18 protein-coding genes are annotated in these 24,407 nt (G+C 40.8%); 4 read left to right on the top strand and 14 right to left on the bottom strand.

From position 1 onward, the window contains the following. Nucleotides 1-32: 32 nt before the first annotated feature. The 8 genes from IPM95_11950 to IPM95_11915 all read right to left on the bottom strand — a co-directional run bounded on the left by IPM95_11950 (nucleotide 33) and on the right by IPM95_11915 (nucleotide 8,084). The gene (locus IPM95_11950) at nucleotides 33-596 is read right to left on the bottom strand and encodes an OmpH family outer membrane protein (GenBank protein MBK9329986.1); all 564 of its coding nucleotides are present in this window, start codon (nucleotides 594-596) and stop codon (nucleotides 33-35) included. 46 nt (nucleotides 597-642) lie between these two features. Next, the gene (locus IPM95_11945; GenBank protein ID MBK9329985.1) at nucleotides 643-1,161 is read right to left on the bottom strand and encodes an OmpH family outer membrane protein; all 519 of its coding nucleotides are present in this window, start codon (nucleotides 1,159-1,161) and stop codon (nucleotides 643-645) included. A gap of 22 nt (nucleotides 1,162-1,183) precedes the next feature. Continuing rightward, nucleotides 1,184-3,838, bottom strand: a complete 2,655-nt coding sequence (locus IPM95_11940; GenBank protein MBK9329984.1) for a BamA/TamA family outer membrane protein — start codon at nucleotides 3,836-3,838, stop codon at nucleotides 1,184-1,186. After that, nucleotides 3,838-4,605, bottom strand: a complete 768-nt coding sequence (locus tag IPM95_11935; protein ID MBK9329983.1) for an isoprenyl transferase — start codon at nucleotides 4,603-4,605, stop codon at nucleotides 3,838-3,840. Before IPM95_11935 ends, IPM95_11940 begins: the two co-directional genes overlap by 1 nt. A gap of 37 nt (nucleotides 4,606-4,642) precedes the next feature. Further along, on the bottom strand, nucleotides 4,643-5,452 hold the full coding sequence (locus tag IPM95_11930) for an outer membrane beta-barrel protein (GenBank protein ID MBK9329982.1): 810 nt from the start codon (nucleotides 5,450-5,452) through the stop codon (nucleotides 4,643-4,645). A gap of 162 nt (nucleotides 5,453-5,614) precedes the next feature. Beyond that, on the bottom strand, nucleotides 5,615-6,604 hold the full coding sequence (locus IPM95_11925) for an SDR family oxidoreductase (GenBank protein ID MBK9329981.1): 990 nt from the start codon (nucleotides 6,602-6,604) through the stop codon (nucleotides 5,615-5,617). Between the two features lie 91 nt (nucleotides 6,605-6,695). Then, nucleotides 6,696-7,532 carry a DUF4403 family protein gene (locus tag IPM95_11920; protein ID MBK9329980.1) on the bottom strand — a complete coding sequence of 279 codons (837 nt, stop codon included), beginning with the start codon at nucleotides 7,530-7,532 and terminating at the stop codon, nucleotides 6,696-6,698. A gap of 72 nt (nucleotides 7,533-7,604) precedes the next feature. Further along, nucleotides 7,605-8,084: a TlpA family protein disulfide reductase gene (locus IPM95_11915; protein MBK9329979.1), complete on the bottom strand. Its 480-nt coding sequence runs from the start codon at nucleotides 8,082-8,084 to the stop codon at nucleotides 7,605-7,607. 104 nt (nucleotides 8,085-8,188) lie between these two features. Here IPM95_11915 and IPM95_11910 point away from each other — a divergent pair, with 104 nt between their 5' ends. Next, complete coding sequence (locus IPM95_11910; GenBank protein MBK9329978.1) at nucleotides 8,189-9,076, top strand: DMT family transporter; 888 nt, start codon at nucleotides 8,189-8,191, stop codon at nucleotides 9,074-9,076. Between the two features lie 552 nt (nucleotides 9,077-9,628). Here IPM95_11910 and IPM95_11905 read toward each other — a convergent pair. From IPM95_11905 to IPM95_11895, 3 genes are all read right to left on the bottom strand, one after another. Beyond that, nucleotides 9,629-17,575 (bottom strand): hypothetical protein, encoded by a 7,947-nt coding sequence (locus tag IPM95_11905; GenBank protein ID MBK9329977.1) that lies wholly within the window; start codon nucleotides 17,573-17,575, stop codon nucleotides 9,629-9,631. 74 nt (nucleotides 17,576-17,649) lie between these two features. Next, nucleotides 17,650-17,817: a hypothetical protein gene (locus tag IPM95_11900; GenBank protein ID MBK9329976.1), complete on the bottom strand. Its 168-nt coding sequence runs from the start codon at nucleotides 17,815-17,817 to the stop codon at nucleotides 17,650-17,652. A 67-nt stretch (nucleotides 17,818-17,884) separates the two neighbouring features. Beyond that, on the bottom strand, nucleotides 17,885-18,052 hold the full coding sequence (locus tag IPM95_11895) for a hypothetical protein (protein MBK9329975.1): 168 nt from the start codon (nucleotides 18,050-18,052) through the stop codon (nucleotides 17,885-17,887). On the opposite strand from IPM95_11895, the gene IPM95_11890 reads away from it, so the two are divergent. Continuing rightward, nucleotides 18,051-18,563 (top strand): gamma carbonic anhydrase family protein, encoded by a 513-nt coding sequence (locus tag IPM95_11890; GenBank protein ID MBK9329974.1) that lies wholly within the window; start codon nucleotides 18,051-18,053, stop codon nucleotides 18,561-18,563. The two genes, IPM95_11895 and IPM95_11890, sit on opposite strands and share 2 nt — an antisense overlap. Here IPM95_11890 and IPM95_11885 read toward each other — a convergent pair whose 3' ends face one another. From IPM95_11885 to IPM95_11875, 3 genes are all read right to left on the bottom strand, one after another. Continuing rightward, entirely contained in the window at nucleotides 18,564-19,517 is a 954-nt protein-coding gene (locus IPM95_11885) for an SDR family oxidoreductase (protein MBK9329973.1), read from the bottom strand. It lies immediately after the preceding gene. Nucleotides 19,518-19,540: 23 nt separating this feature from the next. Beyond that, nucleotides 19,541-20,884, bottom strand: a complete 1,344-nt coding sequence (locus IPM95_11880; protein ID MBK9329972.1) for a UDP-glucose/GDP-mannose dehydrogenase family protein — start codon at nucleotides 20,882-20,884, stop codon at nucleotides 19,541-19,543. A 135-nt stretch (nucleotides 20,885-21,019) separates the two neighbouring features. Continuing rightward, on the bottom strand, nucleotides 21,020-22,411 hold the full coding sequence (locus tag IPM95_11875) for a hypothetical protein (GenBank protein ID MBK9329971.1): 1,392 nt from the start codon (nucleotides 22,409-22,411) through the stop codon (nucleotides 21,020-21,022). A gap of 153 nt (nucleotides 22,412-22,564) precedes the next feature. On the opposite strand from IPM95_11875, the gene IPM95_11870 reads away from it, so the two are divergent. Both IPM95_11870 and IPM95_11865 read left to right on the top strand, forming a co-directional pair. Further along, nucleotides 22,565-23,485 (top strand): glycosyltransferase family 2 protein, encoded by a 921-nt coding sequence (locus IPM95_11870; protein MBK9329970.1) that lies wholly within the window; start codon nucleotides 22,565-22,567, stop codon nucleotides 23,483-23,485. A 19-nt stretch (nucleotides 23,486-23,504) separates the two neighbouring features. Beyond that, nucleotides 23,505-24,332: a class I SAM-dependent methyltransferase gene (locus tag IPM95_11865; protein ID MBK9329969.1), complete on the top strand. Its 828-nt coding sequence runs from the start codon at nucleotides 23,505-23,507 to the stop codon at nucleotides 24,330-24,332. The last annotated feature ends 75 nt before the right edge of the window (nucleotides 24,333-24,407 follow it).

Raw genomic sequence — 24,407 nt, 5'->3', positions numbered from 1 at the left:
TCCGAACCCGGTCAAAATATGATTACTAACAATTAATTAGGCTTGATAGTGGCCGGTTTCGGCGCAGCGGCCGGTTTCGGATCTGGCAGTTTCATGTGCGATTTTACCAAAGGCAATATGTCATCTGATTCTTCCGCATACAATATAGAACCTGCTCCGGAATCAAAAACATAGGTGTAGCCGTTTGCTTTGGCAACGGCTTTGATACCTTCATTTGCCTTCATCATGATGGGAGCATATAATTTTTCCTTTTTCGCCTGTATTTTTTCCTGAGCGGATTGTTGAAAATCACTGATCCTTTTCTCCATGTCGGACAATTCTTTGGCAATCAACTCCGTTTGTTCTTCCGTTAATAATTTCTTTTCCACTTTTGACTGGGCATCGGCGGCTTTCTTCTGATACTCGGCATACATCTGCTGTCCCAGTTGATCCAGCTCCATTGAATATTTGTCAATGGCAGAATCCGCTTTTAATACCTCAGGCATTAATGACAATAATTCTGAAGAGTTCAGATAACCGAATTTGTTCACTTTCTGCGCATAAGTGCTTGCCAGAAATGCAATCATGAGAATAAGGATGGTTGTTACTTTTTTCATTGTTTAAATTTATTAATTACTAGATTGGTTTATTATCAAATACAAATTACATGCCTAACTTTTTAAGCACCTCTTCGCTAACATCATACTGCGGATTGGTATACAGCATGCCCGTATTAGCGGATGCCTTATCGAATATGAAATCATAAGAACGCGATTGCGCCAGTTTCTGGACGGCATCAAACACCTTATCCTGAATCGGCTGTACCAGCTCCTGTCGTTTCTTGAACAGGTCGCCGTTAAAACCGAATCGATTTTTCTGCAGGTCTTTCAATTCGTCTTCCGCCTTCACGATCTCCTCTTCGCGTTGTTTCTTCAAATCGGCAGTCAGTAAGAATTCCTCCGCCTGATATTTGGTGTACATCTTTTTCAGCGTTTCATTCTTCTGGTCGATTTCTTTCTGCCAGGCTGCGGCCTGATCATCCAGCTTTTGCTGTGCGGTCTTATAATCCGGCAACTTTTCCAGGATGTATTTTGTATCCACATACGCGAATCGCTGCGCGTAAGCATGCTGCATCAGAAAGGTGGCTCCGAGTAGCAGCATAAAAGAAAGCATCTTCTTCATATTGATTCGTTTTTAAAAATTATTAATCCGGTTCAAACCCGAGAATGAATGATATATTTCCGTTTTTTCCTATATAATCAAAAAACCCGTTTGATGATTTTATCGGACTACCATTAGCACTATCAAATCGTATGCCATAGTCGATACCTATTAAACCGAACATCGGCAATATGGCCCTGATACCAACCCCCACGCTTTTCTTCAGCTTAAAGGGGTTATAGTCTTTAAAACTGGCATATGTATTGGCCGCTTCAAAGAACACCAGTCCGTAAATGGTGGCAGACGGATTTAAAGAAAACGGATACCTCAGCTCCAGCAGGAATTTATTATAAATCGGGTCGCCGCCGGAAGAAGAATAATCACCTTCATAGCCGCGCTGCGCAATGATGTCTGTTCCAAACAGCGTAACGTTCGAAGGAATGCCGTTTCCACCCACCTGAAAGCGTTCGAAAGGTGTAATGCCGTTGCTCTTGCGATAGCTGCTTAAAAAACCAAACTTAGCGGAAGCCCTTAATACAAACTTGGTTTTACCCAATGACTGATACCAGTCTACCAAAAACTTCCATTTATGGTATTCAATCAATTTATATCTTTCTGCAACCGTCTTGCCGTCAAAGTTATTGTCTTTTCTGAATAAGGAATAAGGGGGTGTAAATTGGACGGAAGCCTCGATTCTTGCCCCGGCTGTCGGGAATACCGGTTGGTTAATGGAATTTCGGGATAAGGTAATCTTGAAATTGACGTTGTGGAAATTACCGCTGTCCAGCGGCTGATTATTCACAAAATAGCGGTTTCGGAAAGTGGTCAAACCATAACCATAATAATTGGCGGCAGCCTGCACTACAAAGAAATCGTCCGGTTTTTTCAGGCGTGTGCCTATCGACACGGAGAAGCCATTGGTAATCTGTTTTCCCAATACAGCCCCTCCGGAAATATCCCGGATTTCTGAGTGAAAGGCTGCAATGGTGAATGCGTTGGGCTTCTTACCACCCAGCCACGGTTCGGTAAAAGAGAAATTGTAATTCTGGTAACGTCTCCCGTTGCTTTCCACCCTGATACTTAGCTGCTGCCCGTCACCCGTAGGCAATGGCGTCCATGCCTTTTTCTTGAACATGTTTCTCAGAGAGAAGTTATTAAACTTCAACCCCAGGGTGCCGATAAGCCCCCCTTGTTGTCCGCCCCAGCCGGCAGATAACTCAACCTGGTCGGCTGATTTTTCTTTCACGGTATATTTAATGTCCACGGTTCCGTCTATCGGATTTGGTATCGGTTCTACCTTTGTTTCCTGCGGATCGAAGAACCCTAAATTGGCAATTTCCCGCTGGGAACGAATCAGGTCGGAACGGCTGAATTTGTCACCCGGAAGTGTTCTTAATTCACGGCGAATGACATGTTCGTTCGTTTTATCGTTTCCTTCAATGATTACATTCTTAATGGTGGCCTGCGGACCCTCATTTATTCTGATTTCTATGTCTATGGAATCGTTCTCCGCAGCAATTTCTACCGGGTTTATGCTAAAGAACAAATATCCGTCATCATAATACAAGGAACTGATATCTCCGCCATCCGGATCCATCGACAAACGTTTCTGCATCAGTTCAGCATTATAGACATCTCCTTTTTTAATGTTTAACACCCTGTTCAGTGTTTCTGTCTGGAATTTCACATTCCCCTTGAATGTAATGTTTCTGAAATAATACTTATTACCTTCATCCAGATAAATCTTGATACTGACATTACCATCTTCGTCGTCAATGACGGTATCTGACTTTATCCTTGCGTCCCTGAAACCATTGTTATTGTAATAATCTATTAATTTCTGCTTATCGTCCTCATAATTCTGTTCATTGAACTTGGATCCCTTGAAACGTATCCGGAAGCGTTCCATAAAAAAATCCTTTACGGAATTGGAGTTCAGGTTGGCCAATGTGTATAAAGCATCTTTTGCCTTTTGTTTAGCGCTTCTGTCATCTTTTATCCTGATTTCTATTTGGGTGCGTTCCTTGGTGGTTTTCATGGCCTTTCTCATCTTGATGATATCACCTTTCTCCCTGCCGATGAATTCTATGCTGTTAATCTTAACTTTTGAGCCTTTGTCTACATTAACTATTACGGAGGTGCTGTTTAACAAACCTTCATCCTTCTTTTCTACTATATCAATTACCGGATGCAGGTAGGATTTTTCTTCAAACTGGTCTGTAATGGTATTTTTTATATTCAGTTTCAGTGCTTCCGTAAGCGGTTTGCCTTTCAGTAAATCCAGTTTCTTTTTTATATCATCCGCTTCACTCTTTTTCAGTCCTTTAACGGTAATATCGTTTAGTCTGGGTTTTTCCAGGATACTGACGGTTAAATGTATATTCTCTCCGTCAAATTTATCCGCATAAATCTGAACGTCTCCGAACAAACCCTGCTTCCATAAGTTTTTAATGCATTTGGTGATTTCATCACCGGGTATACTTATCTGATCGCCCACTTTCAGGCCGGTCAGTGAACGGATAATGTTTTTATCCAGATATTGCGTACCGGAAATCTCCAGGGCAGCTATCTTAAACTTTTTCGGTTGGCGGTAATTGATGTAAGTGGTATCTATTTCCTGTGCGTGCGTAACAGGTACAACAAAAGTACATGCAAGTGATAAGAGAAGAAATAGTTTATTTTTGAGTGTCATATTCATTATAAGTGGGTGCTGGTATTTAATTGTTCTATGATCTGTTCACCTGTCAATCCAAATCTCCGTTCTCTGTTCTGGAAGTCATAAATGGCCTGGAATAAGTCATTCCGGTCAAATTCCGGCCAGAATTTTTCTGTAAAATACAACTCCGAATAGGCCATCTGCCATAGTAAGAAATTGCTGATCCGGTGTTCTCCGCTCGTTCTGATCATCAATTCCGGATCCGGAATCGCTGCTGTGTAAAGGCTCTTGCATACCCTGTCCTGATTGATTTCATCAAGGGTGATCTTATTATCCTTATAATCCGCTGCAATCTTCTGGACGGCTTCCGTGATTTCTTCCCGTGAACCATAGCTGAGAGCCAATGTCAATGTCATGCGCGTATTATTCCTGGTAGCGTCCATCGCCTCCTGCAAAGCCTTTCGGTTGGATGCCGGTAAGTTATCAATATGCCCGATGGTATTTAACCGGATATTGTTTTTCTGAAGCGTCTTGATTTCTCTTCCGACAGTCAGAAACAGCAACTCCATCAGTGCGGATACTTCCGTTTGCGGGCGGTTCCAGTTTTCTGTAGAGAAGGCATAGAGCGTAAGATATTTGACGCCGATTTCCGCACAACCTTCGGATACTTCCCGCACGGCTTTTACACCGTTCTTGTGTCCAAAAATACGATGTTTGCCCTGCGCCTTTGCCCAACGCCCGTTACCATCCATGATAATGGCGATATGCTCCGGCAGCCGTGCCTGGTCAATTTTTTCCTTGTATGATATTTGCTCCTTTGTACTCAAGTTTTATACTGCTTGTTTTTTAAAATACCTTCGGGCATTTTCCGGTCTGTATCGTATAGCTTATTCCAACCCCCACAAATAAGAAACGGTCTTTGTCTTTGCTGGTACCCCGTTGTTTTCCGGGAATACCAATACTTGCCGTCGATCTGTCAGCCAGCAGCGGAGCGACATTGACGCCTTCCACAAAATAATTCAAATCTTCGGTTTCTGCATAACTTCCGCTCACATCATCTATATAATCCGTAAAAGTGATTCTGCTGCTTGCCTCCACATGCACTGCCCAATTCTGGGTTAATCCGACTTTTACCCCTGCGCCAAATGGGATAGAGAATGCATAACGGTCGTACCCGCGATTCTTCGTCGGGCGGTTGGCCGTCTTCTGCCCTTCCGTTCCAACAGATTCTAACGTGTACCGCACTCCGTCAAGGGTGGTGTATGGATTGTAATAAAAAACGCTGAACCCTGCAAATATATACGGAGTCCAGGTTCGGGTGTCCCTGGATTTTACCAGCGAGTACTTAAAGAAGTTGATTTCGTACGTAGCCGCCAATTCAACAATATGGGATTTAAAATTGAGATTGCGTGCCTGCAGATAGGGGAAGCCCTTAATCCTTCTGTCAGCAGCATCCAAGAACCCATAATTCATCTGCGCCCTGAAGGCCATTCTGTTGTTTAGATTGTATCTGTAAAATATACCGGTTGCCCAACGCGCATTCTTAAACGACATCGTCGGATTTAAATCCCCGAGGTAAACCGAAGTTCCCGCCCAGCCGCCAAACTCATTCTCCTGTGAGAAAATCAATTTATTACCCAAGTGCATGGTTATCAACAGACAAAATATTTTTAGGCTCTTGTTCAAAAAGAGTAGTTTAAAAAGAGGAACAAAGATACAGATTTAACGAACAAAAGCGCCTTTTACCGTGTTGTTATACGATTTAATTTAGGGCGATTCGTGTATTTTTCACATTTTTTAAGTCGACCGCCCTGATTTTTATCCTGCGAATACCTTTTTGAAATATTCTATCGTCAGCGGCAAACCTTGTCCAAACGAATATTTTGGGGCATATCCCAATAAATCCTGCGCCTTGGATATATCGGCTAAGGAGTCTCTGATATCACCGGCTCTGGGCTCCCGATGGACGGCCTGTATGTCTTTGCCTAAATAATCCCGTATCGCCTCAAACATCTGATTGACCGTAAACCGCTGTCCGAATGCCACATTGTACGCCTGGTTAAAGGCAGCTTCATTTGTGGTGGTCAATGCCAATATATTTGCCTGAACGGCATTATGAACAAAAGTAAAATCCCGTGTCTGCTCACCATCCCCGTTGATATGGGGTGCATCGTCACCCAGCACCGCCTTGATAAAGAGCGGCATCACAGCAGCGTACTCACCATACGGGTCTTGTTTGGGACCGAATACATTAAAGTAACGTAATCCCATCATTTCCAAAGGGTAGCAGCGTGAAAAGACACCTGCATACACCTCATTGGTAAATTTTGTGACGGCATACGGAGAGAGCGGATTGCCGGTTTTTTCTTCTTTTTTGGGCAAATTAGGCTCATCGCCGTAGACAGAAGAGGAGGAAGCATATACAAAGCGGCGAATACCGGCATCTTTGGCAGCAGTAAGCATGTTCACAAATCCACCGACATTGACGTCATTGGTTGTAACCGGGTCTTTTATGGAGCGTGGAACGGAGCCAATAGCCGCCTGATGGCAAACCGCATCGACATCTTTGACCGCATCCGCACAATCTTTCACATTCCGGAGGTCTCCTTCCAGGAACTCAAAACCCGGATGATTCCGGAATGCAGTCAGATTATTCATATTGCCGGTCGCCAGATTATCCAATATCCGCACTTTTGCACCATGATTCAGCAGATACTCGGTGATATTGGAGCCGATGAATCCGGCTCCGCCGGTAATCAAAAATCGTTTATTTTCAACGGGTGTAAGATGCAAAGGGGTGGTGTACATATTGAAACGGGAATTTTTATTGGCATTAAATCTGTGCCTGCAAATTTAGTTTTTTCCGCTCATTTCTCCTATTGGGCAGTTACTATTATCCTTATCGCATCAGGTGCAATTTCCCTTCCGCTAAAAATACGGCATGGATTCCTTCGTCTTCAATGGTGATGCGTTCCAGGTCCAGATCATTAATAACCCCGCTGATCCAATTGGACTGGCTTTGCAGGGAGTTAATCTGCAGCTGCGCCTCTACCTTGGCGTGGAATAATTCTTCCTTAAAATTATACTGCAGGAACCCGCTTAAGAACTCCACCAGCTTTATGTGATAGAAGCTGTCAATCAATTTAAGAATATAACTTTCCGTTTCGAGTTCATAATCCAGGTTGCGTGTTTTCAGCACGTATTTCGGATGCTGAAAATTGATAGAGCCTTTGAAGATGGAAGTGCCTTCTATCGTTCTTTTCAGAAACCATCTCTTTGACTCCAGCACAAAAGGCATCCTGACGACAGCCTTGGTACCCTGATTGGCGAACTGAAATTCTTTTATAAACAGGTAATATTTCTCTTCTTCTATCGTGTAGGTCTGATGGGCAAAATGATGATTAAAGAATTTGGACACTTCCTGATAAGCCATATCCGCCTTGATGAGAATATCAAAATCATAGGCCAGTGCATCTTTGGGTTTATTATACAGGTTTAACGTCAGCAGGCTGAGTGTACGCTCTATCCTGCGCTGCATCATGTTCTCCACGGTACTCTTGATGGATAGTCTGACTTTAGCCGAGTCCATCTCCAGTTCCGTTTCCGTCTTGTAGATTTCTATCGGCTGCAGCGTGATGAGCTGTATGAACCGCCCTTCGGAAAAGAGATACTGCTGGAGTTGCTTCCAGAAGTCGTAAAAGATATTTCCGCCTAAAACGCGTTCAAAAATGGTCATAACAGCTAAAACAAAGGTACTATTTACAAATAAGCAGCTGGAGTAAACCGTAAAAAATTATTGGGCTAAATGTCACAAACCCAGTTTCTTCAGATAAAACTGCAGTTGTCCCTCTTCAAGCGGCGTTTCAAAAAATGCCTTTTTATTCCGATTCACATTGATTATCATGGTAGCCGGAATGCTGCCTTGCCAGCGTTTGTCTATATAGGACAGCCAGGAATAATCGGCAGACTCATTCAACAAGTAAACCGGTGCCTTAATCTTTAATTTCTTTATAAGCGCAGGTAATTTCTTAAGCGATCTGGAATTATCCAGACTCACCATAATCAGCTGTACTTTGGTGTCTTTGGTATCCTCCCTGAATTTGTTCAGCACAGGAATCTCCATCATGCAGGGGCCGCACCAGGTGGCGAAGAAATTGACGACATAGGTGGTATCATTCGGGCGGGAGTACACTTTCTTCAATTCCTCCAGTTTGACTACCGGAATTTCCTGGGCAAGGACACCATACCCCATTCCTGCAAAGAGCAATAATCCTGCTATTTTTTTCATACGATGAAAGATACAAATACTCTGCCAAATTAATCATAAGCTAATGAACAAAAGAACGCTGCGACCCGTTGTTCCTCTAAATTAATTTTACCTTTGTGCTCTCTATGCAACAAACCAGAAAGATACAGGCAGGCGATTGGATGATGTTCACCGGATTATCCGTTATCTGGGGATTTTCCTTTTTCTTTATTAAAAGAGGATTGGATGTATTTGAGCCGTTGCAGGTAGCTGCTTTCCGCATGAGTATTGCATTCTTAGCACTGATACCCTTGATGGTCATTCATTTTAAGAAGCTGCGGGTTCCGCTTGCGAAATGGAAATATATTCCCCTGCTGGGACTGTTTGGCAACCTGATTCCGGCGGTGTTGTTTTGCACGGCCGAGACAAAAATCGACAGCGGGCTGACTGGCATCATGAACTCCACCACGCCTTTGTTTGCCTTGCTCATCGGCAGTATGTTTTTCGGCATTCAGCTGACCAATAATAAAATCATCGGTGTCATTATCGGGTTTGCGGGAGCATTGATCATCGTCTTATCCAAGCAAAAAAGTATCACCCAGCTGAATCCGTATATTCTGATGCCATTGATCGCTACCATCTGTTACGGCCTCAATGCGAATATATTTAAAGCTCATTTTCAGAGAGAAAATCCGGTGGTGATCGCCCTGTTGCAATATAGTTTTGTAGCGCCGCTTACCCTGGCTTATCTGTATTTCTCCGGAGCGTTTCACGAAGTCGGCCAGCATCCAATTCCAGCCTGGAGCAGTTTAAAATATTTGCTGGTACTCGGCATATTCGGTACTGCCTATGCACAGGTTTTCTTTAACATCCTCACCCAGCGGACATCCGCCCTGTTTGCAACCATGACCACTTATCTGATTCCGCTGGTATCTGTGCTGGTGGGCTTGCTGGACAAGGAGCGCATCCTTCCCATCCACTTTTTCGGGTTGTTTACGATTCTGATCGGTATCTATATCGGTTCGAGGAATTAATGTTTTTTTGTATCGCCAAAGGTGGGGCAATTGCATTTTTTTGCCTTGGCGGAAGGATTTAAGGTAAAAACAGTAAAAAAATCATCCATCTCATAATTCCATTCTTTGTTTATCTTTGTATTGTGGGAGCGTTTCGGACGTACGAGCGGTGGATTTATTCAACTGTTCGCCCACATTTTTTGTTTCGTATAATTCTATATCAGAAACAAATGTTGAGTGAATTTACAACTGAAATGCTTGGTGTGCGGCTTGGGTTGTCTTTTGACAGGTCAGTCGATTTTCCGCCAAGCATTTCTTATAATTGTTATAACTTTGTATCGGAAAGGGTTAGCGAACTATTCGTATCGGCATTAAGAACTGATAAATGAAATGGCTGACCTTTTTCTATTTCTTCGGTACCTCCTGTTTTTAGTTTCTCTGTTTTGGTAAACCCTTTATTAAGCCTTAGTGCCTCCTCATGGTAAAATAAGCCTCTATTTTTTTATTGAAAAAATTTGAATAACTATATACTGTGGGAGTTCGTTTCGGACGTTAGAGTAGGGGTTCTGTTTTTCAGAATGCATAAACTCGCCCACATTTATCTATACTATTGCCGCTTTTATACAGTCTCTCTGTTCTTCTTTTTGCTTCCGTGATAATGGATGCTTCATAGACCTCTTTGTCACTCATTTTTGATAATGGGTGGCTTTGTATAAACTCCTCACCTGCCATCGCCTTTTTGATACCAAATACCTCTCCTTCTCCTGATAATGCCTTATCAATCTCCTCCTGTGTGTTTCCTGAAAGTGATAGGACTTCACGTATTCTATCCTCGCTTAATCCGGCAGCTTTCATCTCACGCACATCATCTTTTATGGTGGTGGAATCGAATTTGAAGTCAACTCCTGTTTTTTTGTCTGATGTGTCAAACTGAACTCCTGTTGTGATTACACCTCCATCACCATATTCCCTATTGCCATTTGTTTTTCTGTCGTTTAATGTGGTTGCAATATCTATAAACCTATAATTACCTTCCGGTGTTATTTTTACGTTCCCATTTTTCACATCGTACAACACATAGTCTTTGTTTGTATATACACCATAGGCAAGTTCCTGAAACCCTCTTTTTTGCATTTCTTCATCAAATGCTTCTTTCTGTTCTTTATTATTAAAATCTACAAGTTTGCCTTGCACATAAGGCTGTTCAACTACAAACTGGAACTGTCCTGTTTCCGAATTTCGGGCAAATCCTTTTAGTGTGTATTCTGTGTTTGAGCCGTTAAGTATAAAATTATTTAAAGCTATCCTGTTATCAAGGAAACTTTGCGGAGTGTTGTCTAATATACGGTAGCTTACAAACTTGGTAACAGTTTTTCCGTCGGCACTAACATAAACATTGCTTTCATATCCTGATGGTAATTGTTCAGCTGCCTCTATCGCAACCTTGTTTTCGTCAACCCACAGATTATTTTTATCTGCATAATCAGATAATATTTTTTCCTGATTGGAAATTACTTCCGAGCGGATATTATCTTCCTGTCTTCCTCTGCCTGCTTGCGTATCTGCTCTAATGAGTAGGGTTGCTTCAACTGCCGTTCTGCCTCCTCGCCTGCGACCTTGTTCTTCTTCCAATGATAGCCGGTCAATGTAGGAAGTTCTGTTGAGAATTCTATCTGTTTGTTTTGTGAGTTCTCCATAGTTAATTTCATTTTTATCATTTAACAAATTTAAAACATTTTTTCCAATATCCTCATTCAGCACCTTACCGCCCAGTAATTCTCCTACAACGCCTTTGGTGAAGTTTTCTAAGGTTTCATCTGCCGTCAGGTTTTGCTTAAATCCTAATTTCTCCTTAATCGCATTGAACAAATCGCTTATCCATTGTTTCAGCTTCTCATAATTGGATGCACCGAACAACTGCTCACCTTTATTACCTATTGCCACCACCAATGCTTCCCGTTCAATCTGCTCTTGTGTCATGTTCTTGTAGAACGGATTGTTGCGCACCTGTTCGATTAAGGCACGTCCTTTTGCAGACTGTTTGAGTATTTCGACACCTGCCTTGAAACGTGCGCCGAATGCCTGTTCCCAAATGTGTCCAAATTCGTGAATAGGCGTGTTTGCGTTAAGATTGTCAGGAGAGATGTAGATACTGCCGTCAGGGAATTTAGCACCGTAAATAGTGCCGTCTTTGGTGCGGAGGAATTGGATTTTATCTTCAATTTCTACTGCGTTTTCGTCAAATACAACATAATTAAATCCTCTTGTGTTGTCGCTTGTTGCGCCTCTTGATATACTTTCAACAGGGTATTTTACTCCGTCTATTCCATTCTTTAAAAGAAATTCAGATGTCGCTTTGTCGCCACCAAGAAGTCTTGATAATTGATTATATGTTTCAGCACCTTTTCTTGTGTCTATTAACTTAAAATCTCCACCACCTATATTTACCCTTATACTTGTTTTGCCGTGTGGTGTTACTATTTCCCCTTTTAACGCTGTTGTTAATTTTGATACTTGTTCTCTGCTTAATGGCTTATCCCAATCTAACCAAATATATTGGTCAGGTGTTTTATTTTTATGGAGAGATACTTTGTAAATTGTCTTACCTTTTCTAATTTCTTCTTGCCTTGAATTTATTAATTCATCGTATTCTTTTTTCAATTCATAGCCAATAGGGGAGTTGTATTTACCATATTCTCCTGCTTGATATTTCTCTAATTCTTTTGATATTTCAGATAAACGCTTATTTATATCCTCTAATTTTGATTTATCATAAAGTTTATTTACATGACCCCTCGCAATACTCTCCAAATCCGTAAAATATAATCCCCAACCAAATACTTGTGCGCCTTCACCTGTGCCTATTTTATCCGTGCTGAACTTGTCAAAATTATAAGGTGAACCATGCCATACAGAAAGAAAATTTAACGGGTTTTTCTTTGCTAATACGATATTATTTAATACTTTTGCAATCTCTCCTTGATTAGTGGCTGTTGTATTGGCTTTATTGCCAACCGGATTAGAACTGCTTTCAAGGAGTTTTTCTTTTAAAGTGACTTCGTGTACATATAACCGCTTTCTACCAGAATTGTCATTTATCTCTCTTACTACTGCTACTGCAATATATTCTTTACCATCAATAGTTATTGGCGCACCAACCATCCCACTTCTAACACCTTTTTTGTGTTCTGCCATTGGTAGTATATCCATACCATTTTCAAGAATGGCAGGGAGTGCATTATATGTAGCTATTTTTTCTCTACCTTGACCGTGTGCGCTATCATCCTTATATACCCTGTTATCTAAAACAACCTCACCAAAAACAGATTGAGTTATATTTCCAATGGAATTAAAGAAGTGATTAACCTGCTGTTTTAGCGTAACCCCCTCTTTTGCTTCAAACTCTTTACCAGTAAGGTTTGCAACCGATTTGCCGTTGAATAAAAAATCGTATTGACTTGCAAGTTTTTTATACGAAGCCATAAAATCAGTCATATCCATCCCAAACTCCTTCAACTTTGCTTTCAGCGTGGATTCATCCTGAAACACCTTCACATTTGGGAATGCCTTTTTCAGTCGGTTAATAAGTCCGTCAAACGCCTTTTTGGATATGGTTTTGATGTTGGGTTTTGTTCCGGCAGCTTTCATTTCACGCACATCATCTTTTATGGTGGTGGAATCGAATTTGAATCGAATATCATTTGTTTCGTTGCTGAAACTTCCTGTATTGGAGGTGGCGGATTTGATTTGGTTGGGGTTTTGTGCAACTATAACCTTAGATTTGTCAGTAGAATCTTTCCAAATAGAATCAATCACATCTTTTACTATAACTCCATCGTATCCTTTTTCGTTATAATATAAAAAAACAGATTCTACTGACTGTGCATTCTTTGGCAATCTTCCGTAAACAACTCTTTCCCATTGTTGGTAAGGAACTGGAATATTATTATATTTCTTACCTAACGCATCAATTTCTTTTGGATTCCTAATATTAAGAAAAACAGGTATTATGTTTGGCGTTTTACTCTTTATATTAGCCAATCCAATATGATATGTATATTCTTCCGCAACTCTCTTTTTATCAGAAAAATATATTCCGTTTTCTGAATCATAAAAATTATTAAATTCTCTATTTGTACCATGATGCACCACCAACGGCTCTCCGTTTTCGTCTATTACTTTTGATACCGTGTTACCTAAATTTTGTTTATCTTTGTATTGTGGGAGCGTTTCGGACGTACGAGCGGTGGTGTTATGCAACTTCTCGCCCACACTTTTTTGTTTATACATACTGCTAAATTGCAGTTCTTTCTTCCCTGTTAAAACCGCTTCAAATAACAATGTTTTACCATTAAAACGTTTTGTGTACTTTATTACATCTCTACCTATTTTATTTTTACCAATGTATTCTATTTTATCAGGGGTATTTAATATTTCAGGAATAAGACTAAAATCATTTTCCGTAACGGCTATTTGTCCTCTCTGTGCTTCTGTTTTTTCGTTACCATGCTCATTGATGGTATGGTTTATTTCTCCCTTATCAATGGTATGTTCATATCCACTTACATCAATACCTAAAGTGTCCTTCAATATTTTTGCTTGTTCGGTGGTTACTTTTCCAATCGTCTCTCTTTGAATGCCTTTGGAGGTGTCCCTATCTGACTTTAAAAGTTTTTCAATTTTATCTCTTGATACTTTATTTTTTGCGTCGCCTTCCCAATCCCCAAACCAATTCTTAAACCTACTGGTTCGTACCTGAATCCATTGTTCTTTGGTAAGTTTTGATGTCTTTCCGTTGGGTGCTTTGCCATCATAACGCTTTTCTATTTCATCGTATTCTTCGGCTATTTCCTTTTTCGCTTTTTCGGTTAAAATAGGTGCGCCTGTTTCGTCCTTTTTTATACTTCCATCTCTATTTCGTTCAAAGTCGCTTTCGGTGGCGTATTCTGCCATCAATGCCGTATGGTTATCCTGTTCTTTTGTCGCTTTTCCAATATCCTCATTCAGCACCTTACCGCCCAGTAATTCTCCTACAACGCCTTTGGTGAAGTTTTCTAAGGTTTCATCTGCCGTCAGGTTTTGCTTAAATCCTAATTTCTCCTTAATCGCCTTGAATAAATCGCTTATCCATTGTTTTAGCTTCTCATAGTTGGATGCACCGAACAACTGTTCGCCTTTGTTGCCTATTGCCACCACCAACGCTTCCCGTTCAATCTGCTCTTGTGTCATGTTCTTGTAGAACGGATTGTTGCGCACCTGTTCGATTAAGGCACGTCCTTTTGCAGACTGTTTGAGTATTTCCACACCTGCCTTGAAACGTGCGCCGAATGCCTGTTCCCAAATGTGACCAAATTCGTGAATAGGCGTGTTTGCGTTAAGATTGTCAGGGGAGATGTAGATACTGCCGTCAGGGAATTTAGCACCGTAAATCGTGCCATCTTTGGTGCGGAGGAATTGGATTTTATCGGAATCTGTAATATTATTATCGTTCAATAATTGTTCAATATTTTGTCTGATTGATGTTGCCTTGTTCTTGTCATTATTAAACTTAATTTCATCTTGTTTTACCTTATCGGAATTTATGTATTCTTTTTCTGCTTCCGTATGTCTTTCTTCTGATATTTTTCTATATTCATCGTCAACTCTTTGATGCTCATATCTTCTTTCGTAGTTATCTCCATAAATATTACCAATATTTTCGGATATAGCTGAATGCCTGTTTTGCCTTTCTTGTTTTTCTTTTTCTGTAAGGAAACTTTCTTTACTTCTGTTGAGTGATGGATTAAATTTGTCGTTATACTTGGGTAGGTTTTTTAGTTCATCAAGTTGTTCAATTATCAGGTCTTTGTTTTTCCTTATAATTTTATAAAAACTGTCAGGCATTATTTCACCTGTAATCAATCCTGTTTTATGTAATTCGCTTATCTGTTCATTTGTAAGACCAATTTCTCTTAATTCTAACTCATAAAATGAACGATATTTTGCATCATTTAATGCGTTTTCTAATTCTCTTGCCTTGTCCTTGTTTTCTGATGTTTCATAGTCAATGCCACTATGGTATTCTGGAAGTTTGTAAGAACCTTTAGAAGAATCAAACCAACCATACTTACCATTCATTTCGGAAATTTCAACATATCCATATTCAGGTGTTTCTGACTGTCTGTTAAACCTCTTGAATTGCGACTTAAAATCATTAAGTTCTTTGAGTGCCTGGTCTATTTTTGTCTGCCTAACCCGTTTGGTATCATTTTTCTTCTTTAATTCTTCTTTTGACTTTACATCAAATGCCTTAACAACACTTTTGGGTACTTTATTAAAATCTTCAATACTATCCCAATCATGAACATCTAACTGCTGTTTCTCTGCATCTGAAAGTATATCAAATTGGCTAATGCTATAAAAAGGTGTTTTATTTCCATAGGAAGATGTATGATGCCATTCGTCTGTTGATACCATTGCTGCATCTACCAGTCGTTTAGCCCATACAGGAAGTTTTGAATATGTTAGTTTTCCGTCTTGGTAGGCTTGTTCTGCTCTTTTGCTCATTGAATATCCGACATACCCACTATTGCCACCAAAAGCCTTTCTTTTGCCGAAAGCCATAAATCTTGCTTCATCTTTATTTGCATTTTCAGCAAGATTTGCTAATTTTGTATAGAAATCCGCAAACGGGGACTGAATGCCTTCGGGTGAGCTTTCCAATAGCCCTGCGGATTTCTGTTTTTCTATATCTACCGCTTCTACACTATATATTCTTGTCCCGTCAACGAGATTAATGTATTCCTTTGCTGTAATTTTTACAGGATAATATTGCTTTGTTTCGGTGTCATATAACAGTATTCCAAATTTATGAAACTGATTTATATCACTTCGTTCTTTTCTGTCTGCTTCTGTGGTATGTAGTTCTGCATTTTCAAACAACTTGTCTATATTGGCAACTGCCAAAGCATGTAACCGTGGGTTAACAGATTGTTTTGTTGCAACATCACTACCCAGTTTTCCAATAGTCTTCCCAGAAATAGTAGCCGTAATACCAAATACTTTGTTGGTTATAGGCTTACCGATAAGTGGTTTTATAGCTATTTGTGCTTCAGATACTGTTTTAACTATTCGTTCAGGAATTGATTTATTTGTCACATTTGTAATCACCCCAAACTCCTTCAACTTTTCTTTCAGCGTGGATTCATCCTGAAACACCTTCACATTTGGGAATGCCTTTTTCAGTCGGTTAATAAGTTTGTCAAACGCCTTTTTGGATATGGTTTTGATGTTGGGTTTTGTTCCAGCAGATTGAAATTTTACACCACCCTTTTGTTCTATATTGTTTGTTCCGTACCTTTCTTGCGTTTCATTTAATAAATTCTCTCGCTTCATTGACCCGTAAAAACCTGAAACAACATCATTATTGCTTGGAACTATAACATAATCCAATAGGGTAATATCAAGCCGTTTCAGTTTTTCCTGAACAAACCTTACCATTTCGCTGTCTTTATTGTTTCCATAAAGAATAACAGATGTGGCAGTACCGGTATCTCCAATGAAATTTAATAGTTTTTCATAATCAATGCCATCTTCAAAAACATAATTTCCAATAATATAATTACTGTTATTTAATATAAGAACTGCGTTTTTAGGGAATGCTGAAAAACGAAACTGCTGTATTGCATGTATGCAATCTTGCAGATTACTTATTTTGGTAACAGGTTTTTCTAATAGTTTTTGTTCGTCTAATATGTATGCTGTCGTTTTTTTTGTATTGTCATACTCGCCTCTTTCGTATGTATTTACTGCGTTATATTTACGTATGACAGTATATTGTTTTTTATACGTGTCCATAATAACGTGTTCCACTTCTATATCAATATCGGCAAACGCCTGTCTGATTCTTTCCGTTATGGCTAAGTCCTGATTACTTGGATTAAGGTTTCCTGACGGATGGTTGTGTACTAAGTATATTTTTTTTGACTTAAATTTTACTGCACCTAAATTAATCAGCCTTGTATCTATTACAGTACCAGTTAATCCTCCAATAGATAAAAACTGTATGTAGCTTTTCCCGTTTTTATCTATATGAACTGCGAATGAATGCTCTACTGATTTATTTTCAAGCAATTTCATTATTTCAGCAACGTCAGCGTGGCTTTTTACCCTTGTTGGTGATGAGAATTGTAAGTTTTTTAATTTCCTCCATACATTTCTTACGATACTGTCATTGAGTTTAGGTATATCTTCTTGCCGTTGTATTCCACGTAGTCCTGTTGGGTAGTCATCGGAGGTTTCTGACAGATAGGATATAACATCTCCTTCTGTTTGGGTTTTGTGTATTTTTTGCCCTTCTTCATAATCTGTTTGCGGTTCAAATATGTTAAATTGATTTTGCTCATTGGTTAATCTTTCTGCCTCTGATTCTAAGTCGTTAACCTGTTTGCGCTTATCTTCAATCTCTTTTTTGGTTTCATCGTCAATTTTCTGCTGTTCTGCCTTGTCGTCAAACATTGCCTGTGGCTTTGCGCCCTTCAATAAATCAAGCTGATTCTCTTTGAGATTCTTTTCTAACTGTGCATTTAGTTTAGACTGCTTTTGCTCTAATGCCTTTAACTAGGCTTTTGCTCTTTTAAGGTCGGATTCTGCTTGTTCGATGGTTCTTCCTTCTTGTCGTTGTTCTTGTTGTTGTTTTTCAGGTTGAACACCAGCAAGTCCATCATTATTGATTTCAGCTTTATCTCGTTCCGTGCTGCTTTTGTTAATTTTACTGATTGCATCTTGTAGTGTTTTTCTAAATCTATTATATGTTTCTGAACCAAAATCAGCCCGAGAAATTAATGCTTTTTAGCATCCCCAAAGGTGGGGCAATTGCATTTTTTTGCCTTGGCGGAAACACAGGAGGTAAAAAGCAGCGGGGTAACCAGCAGCAAAATTGCGGCAAGCGTTTTTACTTTTCTGCTTTTTATTGATATCTTCATTTCCGAAATTTACAAAATAGAACGGAATTGCCATGGCATTAATTTTAGACTGCAGAGGATACACGCCCAAATTTGGAAATAATAACTATCTGGCACCCAACGCCACGATTGTCGGTGATGTGGAAACAGGCGATGACTGCAGCATTTGGTTCAATGCCGTCGTCCGGGGAGATGTCAATTCCATCCGGATCGGCAATAAGGTCAACATTCAGGACAATGCCGTTATACACTGTACGTATGAGAAAACGAAGACAGTTATCGGAAACAATGTTTCCATCGGGCACAGCGCCCTGGTGCATGGCTGCACCATTGAAGACAATGTGCTGATAGGAATGGGTGCCATCGTAATGGACAACTGTTATATCGAAGCCAACGCCCTCATTGCAGCTGGTGCCGTAGTACTGGAAAATACAAGGGTGGAAGCAGGCAGCATTTACGCCGGCGTGCCGGCAAAAAAGGTAAAACAACTGGAGGCGGATACGTTTAAAGACCAGAACGAGCGCATTGCCACTAACTACGTGAAATACGCAGGTTGGTTTAAGTAACTATTTTCCCAATTCCTTCTTAAAATAGTCGAGTGTTATTTTCAAGCCTTCGCTTCTTTCCACTTTTGGTTCCCAGTCCAGGATATTCCTTGCTTTCGTAATGTCCGGCCTGCGCTGTTTCGGATCATCGGTAGGCAGCGGCAGGTAGACGATTTTTGATTGGGTATCTACCAGTTTTATGATTTCTTCGGCAAATTGCAGCAGGGTTATTTCCTGCGGATTGCCGATGTTTACAGGCAAATGGTAATCGCTCAGCAAAAGTCTGTATATCCCTTCCACCAGATCATCTACATAACAAAAGGAACGGGTTTGTGAGCCGTCTCCGAATACCGTAATATCCTCTCCGTTCAGTGCCTGACTCATGAATGCCGGCAATGCACGGCCGTCATCCAGCCGCATTCTCGGACCGTAGGTGTTGAAAATACGAACTATTCTTGTTTCCACTCCGTGGAAGTTGTGATAGGCCATGGTAATCGCTTCCTGAAAACGTTTGGCTTCGTCATATACTCCGCGCGGACCGACGGGATTTACATTACCCCAGTACTCTTCCGGCTGCGGATGAACGGTAGGATCACCGTACACCTCGGAGGTGGAAGCGATGAGCATTCTCGCCTTTTTTTCTTTCGCCAGGCCCAATAAATGATGTGTTCCCAGAGAACCTACCTTCAATGTCTGGATGGGCATTTTCAGGTAATCGATCGGAGATGCCGGCGATGCAAAATGCAGGATATAATCCAGTTTGCCGGGCACATGCACAAATCTGCTTACATCGTGGTGATAGTATTCAAAATACTGGAGCGGAAATAGATGATCAATATTTTTTATATTTCCTGTAATCAGGTTATCCATGCCGATAACATGATATCCTTCTTTAATAAACCGATCACACAGATGGGACCCCAGAAAACCGGCAGCTCCCGTAATCAGTACTCTTTTTTTATCCTCCGTTGACATTGATACCTGTATTTTTATTGTTTTTATAATTGCTGTGCCGTAATCGTTTTTCTTCCGATACTGTTGTAATAAAATCCTGCTTCCTTCACCACATCCAGGTCGTACAGGTTCCTGCCATCAAAGATGACCGCTTCTTTTAATAAGGATTTTACCCGTTCGAAATCCGGTGTCCTGAATTCTGTCCACTCGGTTAAAATAGCCAGAAAGTCGGCGCCTTCCAGTGCCTTGTAATAGCCGTCAACAAAATGCAGCCTTGCTTTCTTATCTTCCGGGAGCGATGAGAAATATTGCTGCACATTCGGCATCCCCTCCGGGTCATACGCGATAATCTCCGCACCGGCATTCAGCAAGTCTTCAATGATATAGAGGGATGGAGCCTCCCGGATATCATCCGTATTGGGCTTAAACGCCAATCCCCATACTGCAATCTTTTTACCGGACAAATCATGGCCGTAATGGTTAATGATTTTTTCAACCAGTATATGTTTCTGGATTTCATTCACCTTCATCACCGCCTTCAGAATCTTGAAGTCATAATTGTTTTCTTCTGCCGTCTTTGCCAGTGCCTGCACATCTTTTGGAAAGCAGCTGCCGCCATAGCCGATACCCGGGAACAGGAAACGCTTGCCAATTCTGTTATCGGTACCCATTCCCTGGCGGACGGTTTCAACGTCTGCTCCGGTGAGTTCGCAAAGATTCGCCAGTTCATTCATAAAAGAAATACGAGCCGCCAGGTAGGAATTGGCTGCATATTTCGTCATTTCCGAACTCCGTTCATCCATGAAGATAATCGGGTTGCCCTGTCGGACAAACGGGCGATACAGTTCTTCCATTAATTTGCGGGCTCTTTCCGAAGTGGTTCCCACCACCACTCTGTCCGGCTTCATGAAATCATCCACGGCAACCCCTTCGCGTAGAAACTCGGGATTGGATACCACATCAAACTCCACCTTCGCATTTTTGGCAACGGCATTCTTTGTTTTTTCAGCAGTACCGACCGGAACCGTGCTTTTATTGATTATCACTTTGTATTCCTTCATGATTTTACCCAGCTGTTCAGCTACGCCCAACACAAAGGATAAATCTGCAGAACCATCACCTCCGGGAGGAGTGGGCAATGCCAGAAAAATCAGTTTGGCATGCTCAATCGCTTCTTCCAGATTGGTGGTGAAATGGAGTCTGCCTTCCTTGATGTTACGTTGAAATAAAATATCCAGTCCGGGTTCGAAAATAGGAATCTGTCCGGATTTTAACTTAGCTACCTTATTTTGGTCAATATCAACACAAATAACATTATTCCCGGTTTCTGACAAACAGGTTCCTGTAACCAATCCTACATATCCGGTGCCTACAACTGCTATATTCATTTTTTAAAATTAATTATTTTCAAATCAGGCTTTGTGCATCTAACGATTATCGGGGTATTATACCATAAACCCTTAAATGCTCTGGTTTTTCTGTGATACCTCAAAATTCAGGCTTGCGAAGATAAGGATATCTTGTTAATTTTTTACCTGCAGAGCGGCCTCTTTTTTTTGCGAATCGGACAATATGAACAAGGCGATATAATAAAAAGGCATCAGCGGAATCTTATATCTTGCCAATGCACCGAAATTATAGCTGGTAAATCCGACTGCAAAGGCAAAAATGATGGAAAATACCAGGCAAAACTGCACCTCCGGATTGGACGCAATCATCTTAAAGAAATTCAGGAACCCTGCCCGGAACAGGAGCCTGACCGTCAGGAAAAAGGTAAAGATTCCCTCTATCGCTGCAGGAATAAGCATCGGTTTCTTCGCTTCCCAGATATATGGCCTGAACAGTGACACGTTGACTGCCTTAGGGAAAAGCTTTAACATTCCCGAAGTGGTATACTCCACATTACCCAAATTATAATAGGATGTACTGCCGGACATCTGAGAAGAAAACACGAGCCAGTTCTGGGTGTCCTGTGCCGTCCGCATCATATTCTCAAACGCATATTTTTCAGCGACACTCCCCATTAAGGTTAAAACCCCGACGCCGCTTATCATTGCGACAACGATAAAGACAGGGGTTGCCAATGCTTTGATGAACGGGCTCTTAATGGTATATCTGTAACGGGCAAATACCCATACCGCCAAGGCAGGCGCAAAGGCAAGGATGATGTAGGCTTTAATCTGAACCAGGCCCCAGACACATACGGCAATATAGATTATATTAAAAAAAATATTCTTTCGTTTAAAGAACAATTCATAAGTGGCATAGGTGAGCACCCCCAGAAACCCGATGCATATGGAATCTTTCATGATGCCACACGCCCAATACATCACGGAGGGGATAAATAAAGTCGCAATCGCCATCTCCCGCTCCAGGTGGGGATACATTTCACGGAACATCTTAAAGACTCGCCAGCACCCCAACAGCGCAAACATCGCCATGATGGCTGAGATATTTATATAGGAGAAGAAGGATATGAAACTTAGGAAAAAGCCTACCAAAATTACTATATACGAACTCTTGTCATAGATATAGGTGCCGTAATTGAGAAAATAATCCCTCATATACAACATCGTCTGAAAATCTTCACTGTTGAACAGGATATTATAGGCTGTTGCGGGGTCTTCAAAAAGCAGCTGTTTGATCTTAAGTATATGCCAGTAATAGACATAGGTGTCACCCCCTTTATAATAAAATTTATTAATCGCCCAGTACATGACAATACAAACCAGCTTGACTTTAACCGCCAGCATAAAGTATTTTCCATAGGAAACATCCGCATATTTCTTTTTGTATATATTCTCGCACAACCTGTAAATAATATATAAAAAAGCCGGTGCAAACAGCAGATCACTCCAAGAGAATATGTTTACCCTGAAATTGGCAGTTGCAAAAGGGAAAAGATAAGTTGTCATATTGTTGAGCAATCAGTTCACAAGGCGATTTCATGAATTGATTGCTCAAATATAGTTCTTTGAGGCAGAATATAATGACTTCTAAATAGGAAAATAACAACACTAAAAAAGGGATTATTTTTGTTACTCATTAAAATATTCTATTTTTACATTATGTATCTTTCGATCGTTTCGCCTATTTACAATGCAGCATCGCACCTCAAACAATTTGTGGCTGAAATAGAAAAACAGATTTCAGCAATTGCTTCTGAATATGAAATCATACTGGTGGACGATTTCAGTCCGGACAACTCGTGGGCTGTGATTCAGGAAATCTGTTCGGCAAATCCAAACGTGAAAGGTGTAAAACTAAGCAGAAATTTCGGCCAGCACTACGCCATCACCGCCGGGCTGGACTATACGAAAGGCGACAAAGTGGTCGTGATGGATTGTGATTTTCAGGATGCTCCGTCAGAAATACCCAATCTATATAAAAAAAGCCTGGAAGGCTATGATATCGTGCTTGCCAGACGAATAGAACGGAAAGATAATTTTACCAAGAAATTGTTCTCGAAGCTCTTTTGGAAAACCCTTGGCTACCTGACGGGAAGTCATATCGACCACACCATTGCAAATTTCGGCATCTACAGCAGGTCGGTGATTGATGCGGTCTGTTCACTCAGAGAGTCAATCCGGTTTTTCCCTTCAATGGTTTTATGGGTTGGTTTCGCCAAAGCCACACTGGATGTTGAACACCAGGAACGGCAAACGGGCAAAAGCGGATACAATTTTTCAAAGATGTTTAAACTGGCATTGGACGTCATGCTGGCTTATTCTGACAAACCCATACGTATCGTTATCAAAACAGGCTTTATTATCTCCTTCCTCTCCTTACTAATGGGTTTTTTCTATTTTATTCTGAATTTCACCAACCAGATAGCCGTACCCGGATATACCAGTATAATGATTTCCATTTGGTTCTTAGGAGGGTTAATCATCCTGATTCTGGGTATTCTTGGCCTGTATATCGGCAAGACATTTGAAGGGGTGAAAGAAAGGCCGATTTACATTGTCGAGAAAGAATTAAACTTATAAAGAAAATACCGTTAAATAAATGGAATTTAAAGATTATACGGCGGAACTGGTGGAGAAAGATGGCGTCTTTTTCTCCAAAGAGAAAGCAGCCATTTCCTATCCTGAAAAGGGCAATGATAACTATTTTCAGATAGAAGACTTGAGTTTCTGGTTTAATCACAGAAATGACTGCATTAAAGACGTCGTCCGGAAATATAACAACAACCGGTTTTTCTTCGATATTGGCGGTGGAAACGGCTTTGTGGCAAAGGGACTGGAAGATGCGGGCATACCCACCGCCTTATTGGATCCGGGTGTTAAAGGCTGTGTAAACGCCAAGAACAGAAACCTGAAGCATATCATCTGTTCAACATTGGAGGACGCCCGTTTCCCAGCCTCCTCCATGGAGTCGATTGGATTATTCGATGTAGTTGAACACATTGAAGATGATTCTGCTTTCTTAAAAAACATACACCAAATCCTGCAGCCGGACGGAATGGTGTTTTTGACAGTTCCGGCCTATTCCTTCTTATGGTCGGTAGAGGACGTTGACGCCGGGCATTACAGAAGGTACACCCTGTCTCAGATTGAAAACAAGCTGAAAGACATTGGTTTTACATTAGTATATACCACTTATATCTTTTCATTGCTGCCCTTTCCTGTTTTTCTGCTCCGGTCACTCCCAAGCAGATTAGGTCTTTATAAAAAGCCAGCCGAGCTGAACGAATTAAAAAGCAGTCATAGTGTACGCAATGGATTTTTGAGTAAAATCATTGATAAATTATGGAAGTGCGAATTGAAATGGATACAGAAAGGACGCAAGATACCATTCGGTGGCAGCTGTCTGGTAGTAGCTAAAAAATTATAAACCCCCGATTCCATTTCCACCCACATTTACTATGATTATAATATTCCCACTTAAGTTACTATCTTCTGTTTATTT

Source organism: Sphingobacteriales bacterium (genome assembly GCA_016719635.1).
Taxonomy (GTDB): Bacteria; Bacteroidota; Bacteroidia; order Chitinophagales; family JADIYW01; genus JADJSS01.
This window is presented reverse-complemented; position numbering and strand designations above follow the sequence as displayed.

Bases quoted from the DNA above. Each gene is read 5' to 3' on its own strand.
- IPM95_11950 (MBK9329986.1), bottom strand. From the start codon at position 596: ATGAAAAAAGTAACAACCATCCTTATTCTCATGATTGCATTTCTGGCA.
- IPM95_11945 (MBK9329985.1), bottom strand. From the start codon at position 1,161: ATGAAGAAGATGCTTTCTTTTATGCTGCTACTCGGAGCCACCTTTCTG.
- IPM95_11940 (MBK9329984.1), bottom strand. From the start codon at position 3,838: ATGAATATGACACTCAAAAATAAACTATTTCTTCTCTTATCACTTGCA.
- IPM95_11925 (MBK9329981.1), bottom strand. From the start codon at position 6,604: ATGTACACCACCCCTTTGCATCTTACACCCGTTGAAAATAAACGATTT.
- IPM95_11920 (MBK9329980.1), bottom strand. From the start codon at position 7,532: ATGACCATTTTTGAACGCGTTTTAGGCGGAAATATCTTTTACGACTTC.
- IPM95_11915 (MBK9329979.1), bottom strand. From the start codon at position 8,084: ATGAAAAAAATAGCAGGATTATTGCTCTTTGCAGGAATGGGGTATGGT.
- IPM95_11910 (MBK9329978.1), top strand. From the start codon at position 8,189: ATGCAACAAACCAGAAAGATACAGGCAGGCGATTGGATGATGTTCACC.
- IPM95_11900 (MBK9329976.1), bottom strand. From the start codon at position 17,817: ATGCAATCAGTAAAATTAACAAAAGCAGCACGGAACGAGATAAAGCTG.
- IPM95_11890 (MBK9329974.1), top strand. From the start codon at position 18,051: ATGGCATTAATTTTAGACTGCAGAGGATACACGCCCAAATTTGGAAAT.
- IPM95_11895 (MBK9329975.1), bottom strand. From the start codon at position 18,052: ATGGCAATTCCGTTCTATTTTGTAAATTTCGGAAATGAAGATATCAAT.
- IPM95_11885 (MBK9329973.1), bottom strand. From the start codon at position 19,517: ATGTCAACGGAGGATAAAAAAAGAGTACTGATTACGGGAGCTGCCGGT.
- IPM95_11880 (MBK9329972.1), bottom strand. From the start codon at position 20,884: ATGAATATAGCAGTTGTAGGCACCGGATATGTAGGATTGGTTACAGGA.
- IPM95_11875 (MBK9329971.1), bottom strand. From the start codon at position 22,411: ATGACAACTTATCTTTTCCCTTTTGCAACTGCCAATTTCAGGGTAAAC.
- IPM95_11870 (MBK9329970.1), top strand. From the start codon at position 22,565: ATGTATCTTTCGATCGTTTCGCCTATTTACAATGCAGCATCGCACCTC.
- IPM95_11865 (MBK9329969.1), top strand. From the start codon at position 23,505: ATGGAATTTAAAGATTATACGGCGGAACTGGTGGAGAAAGATGGCGTC.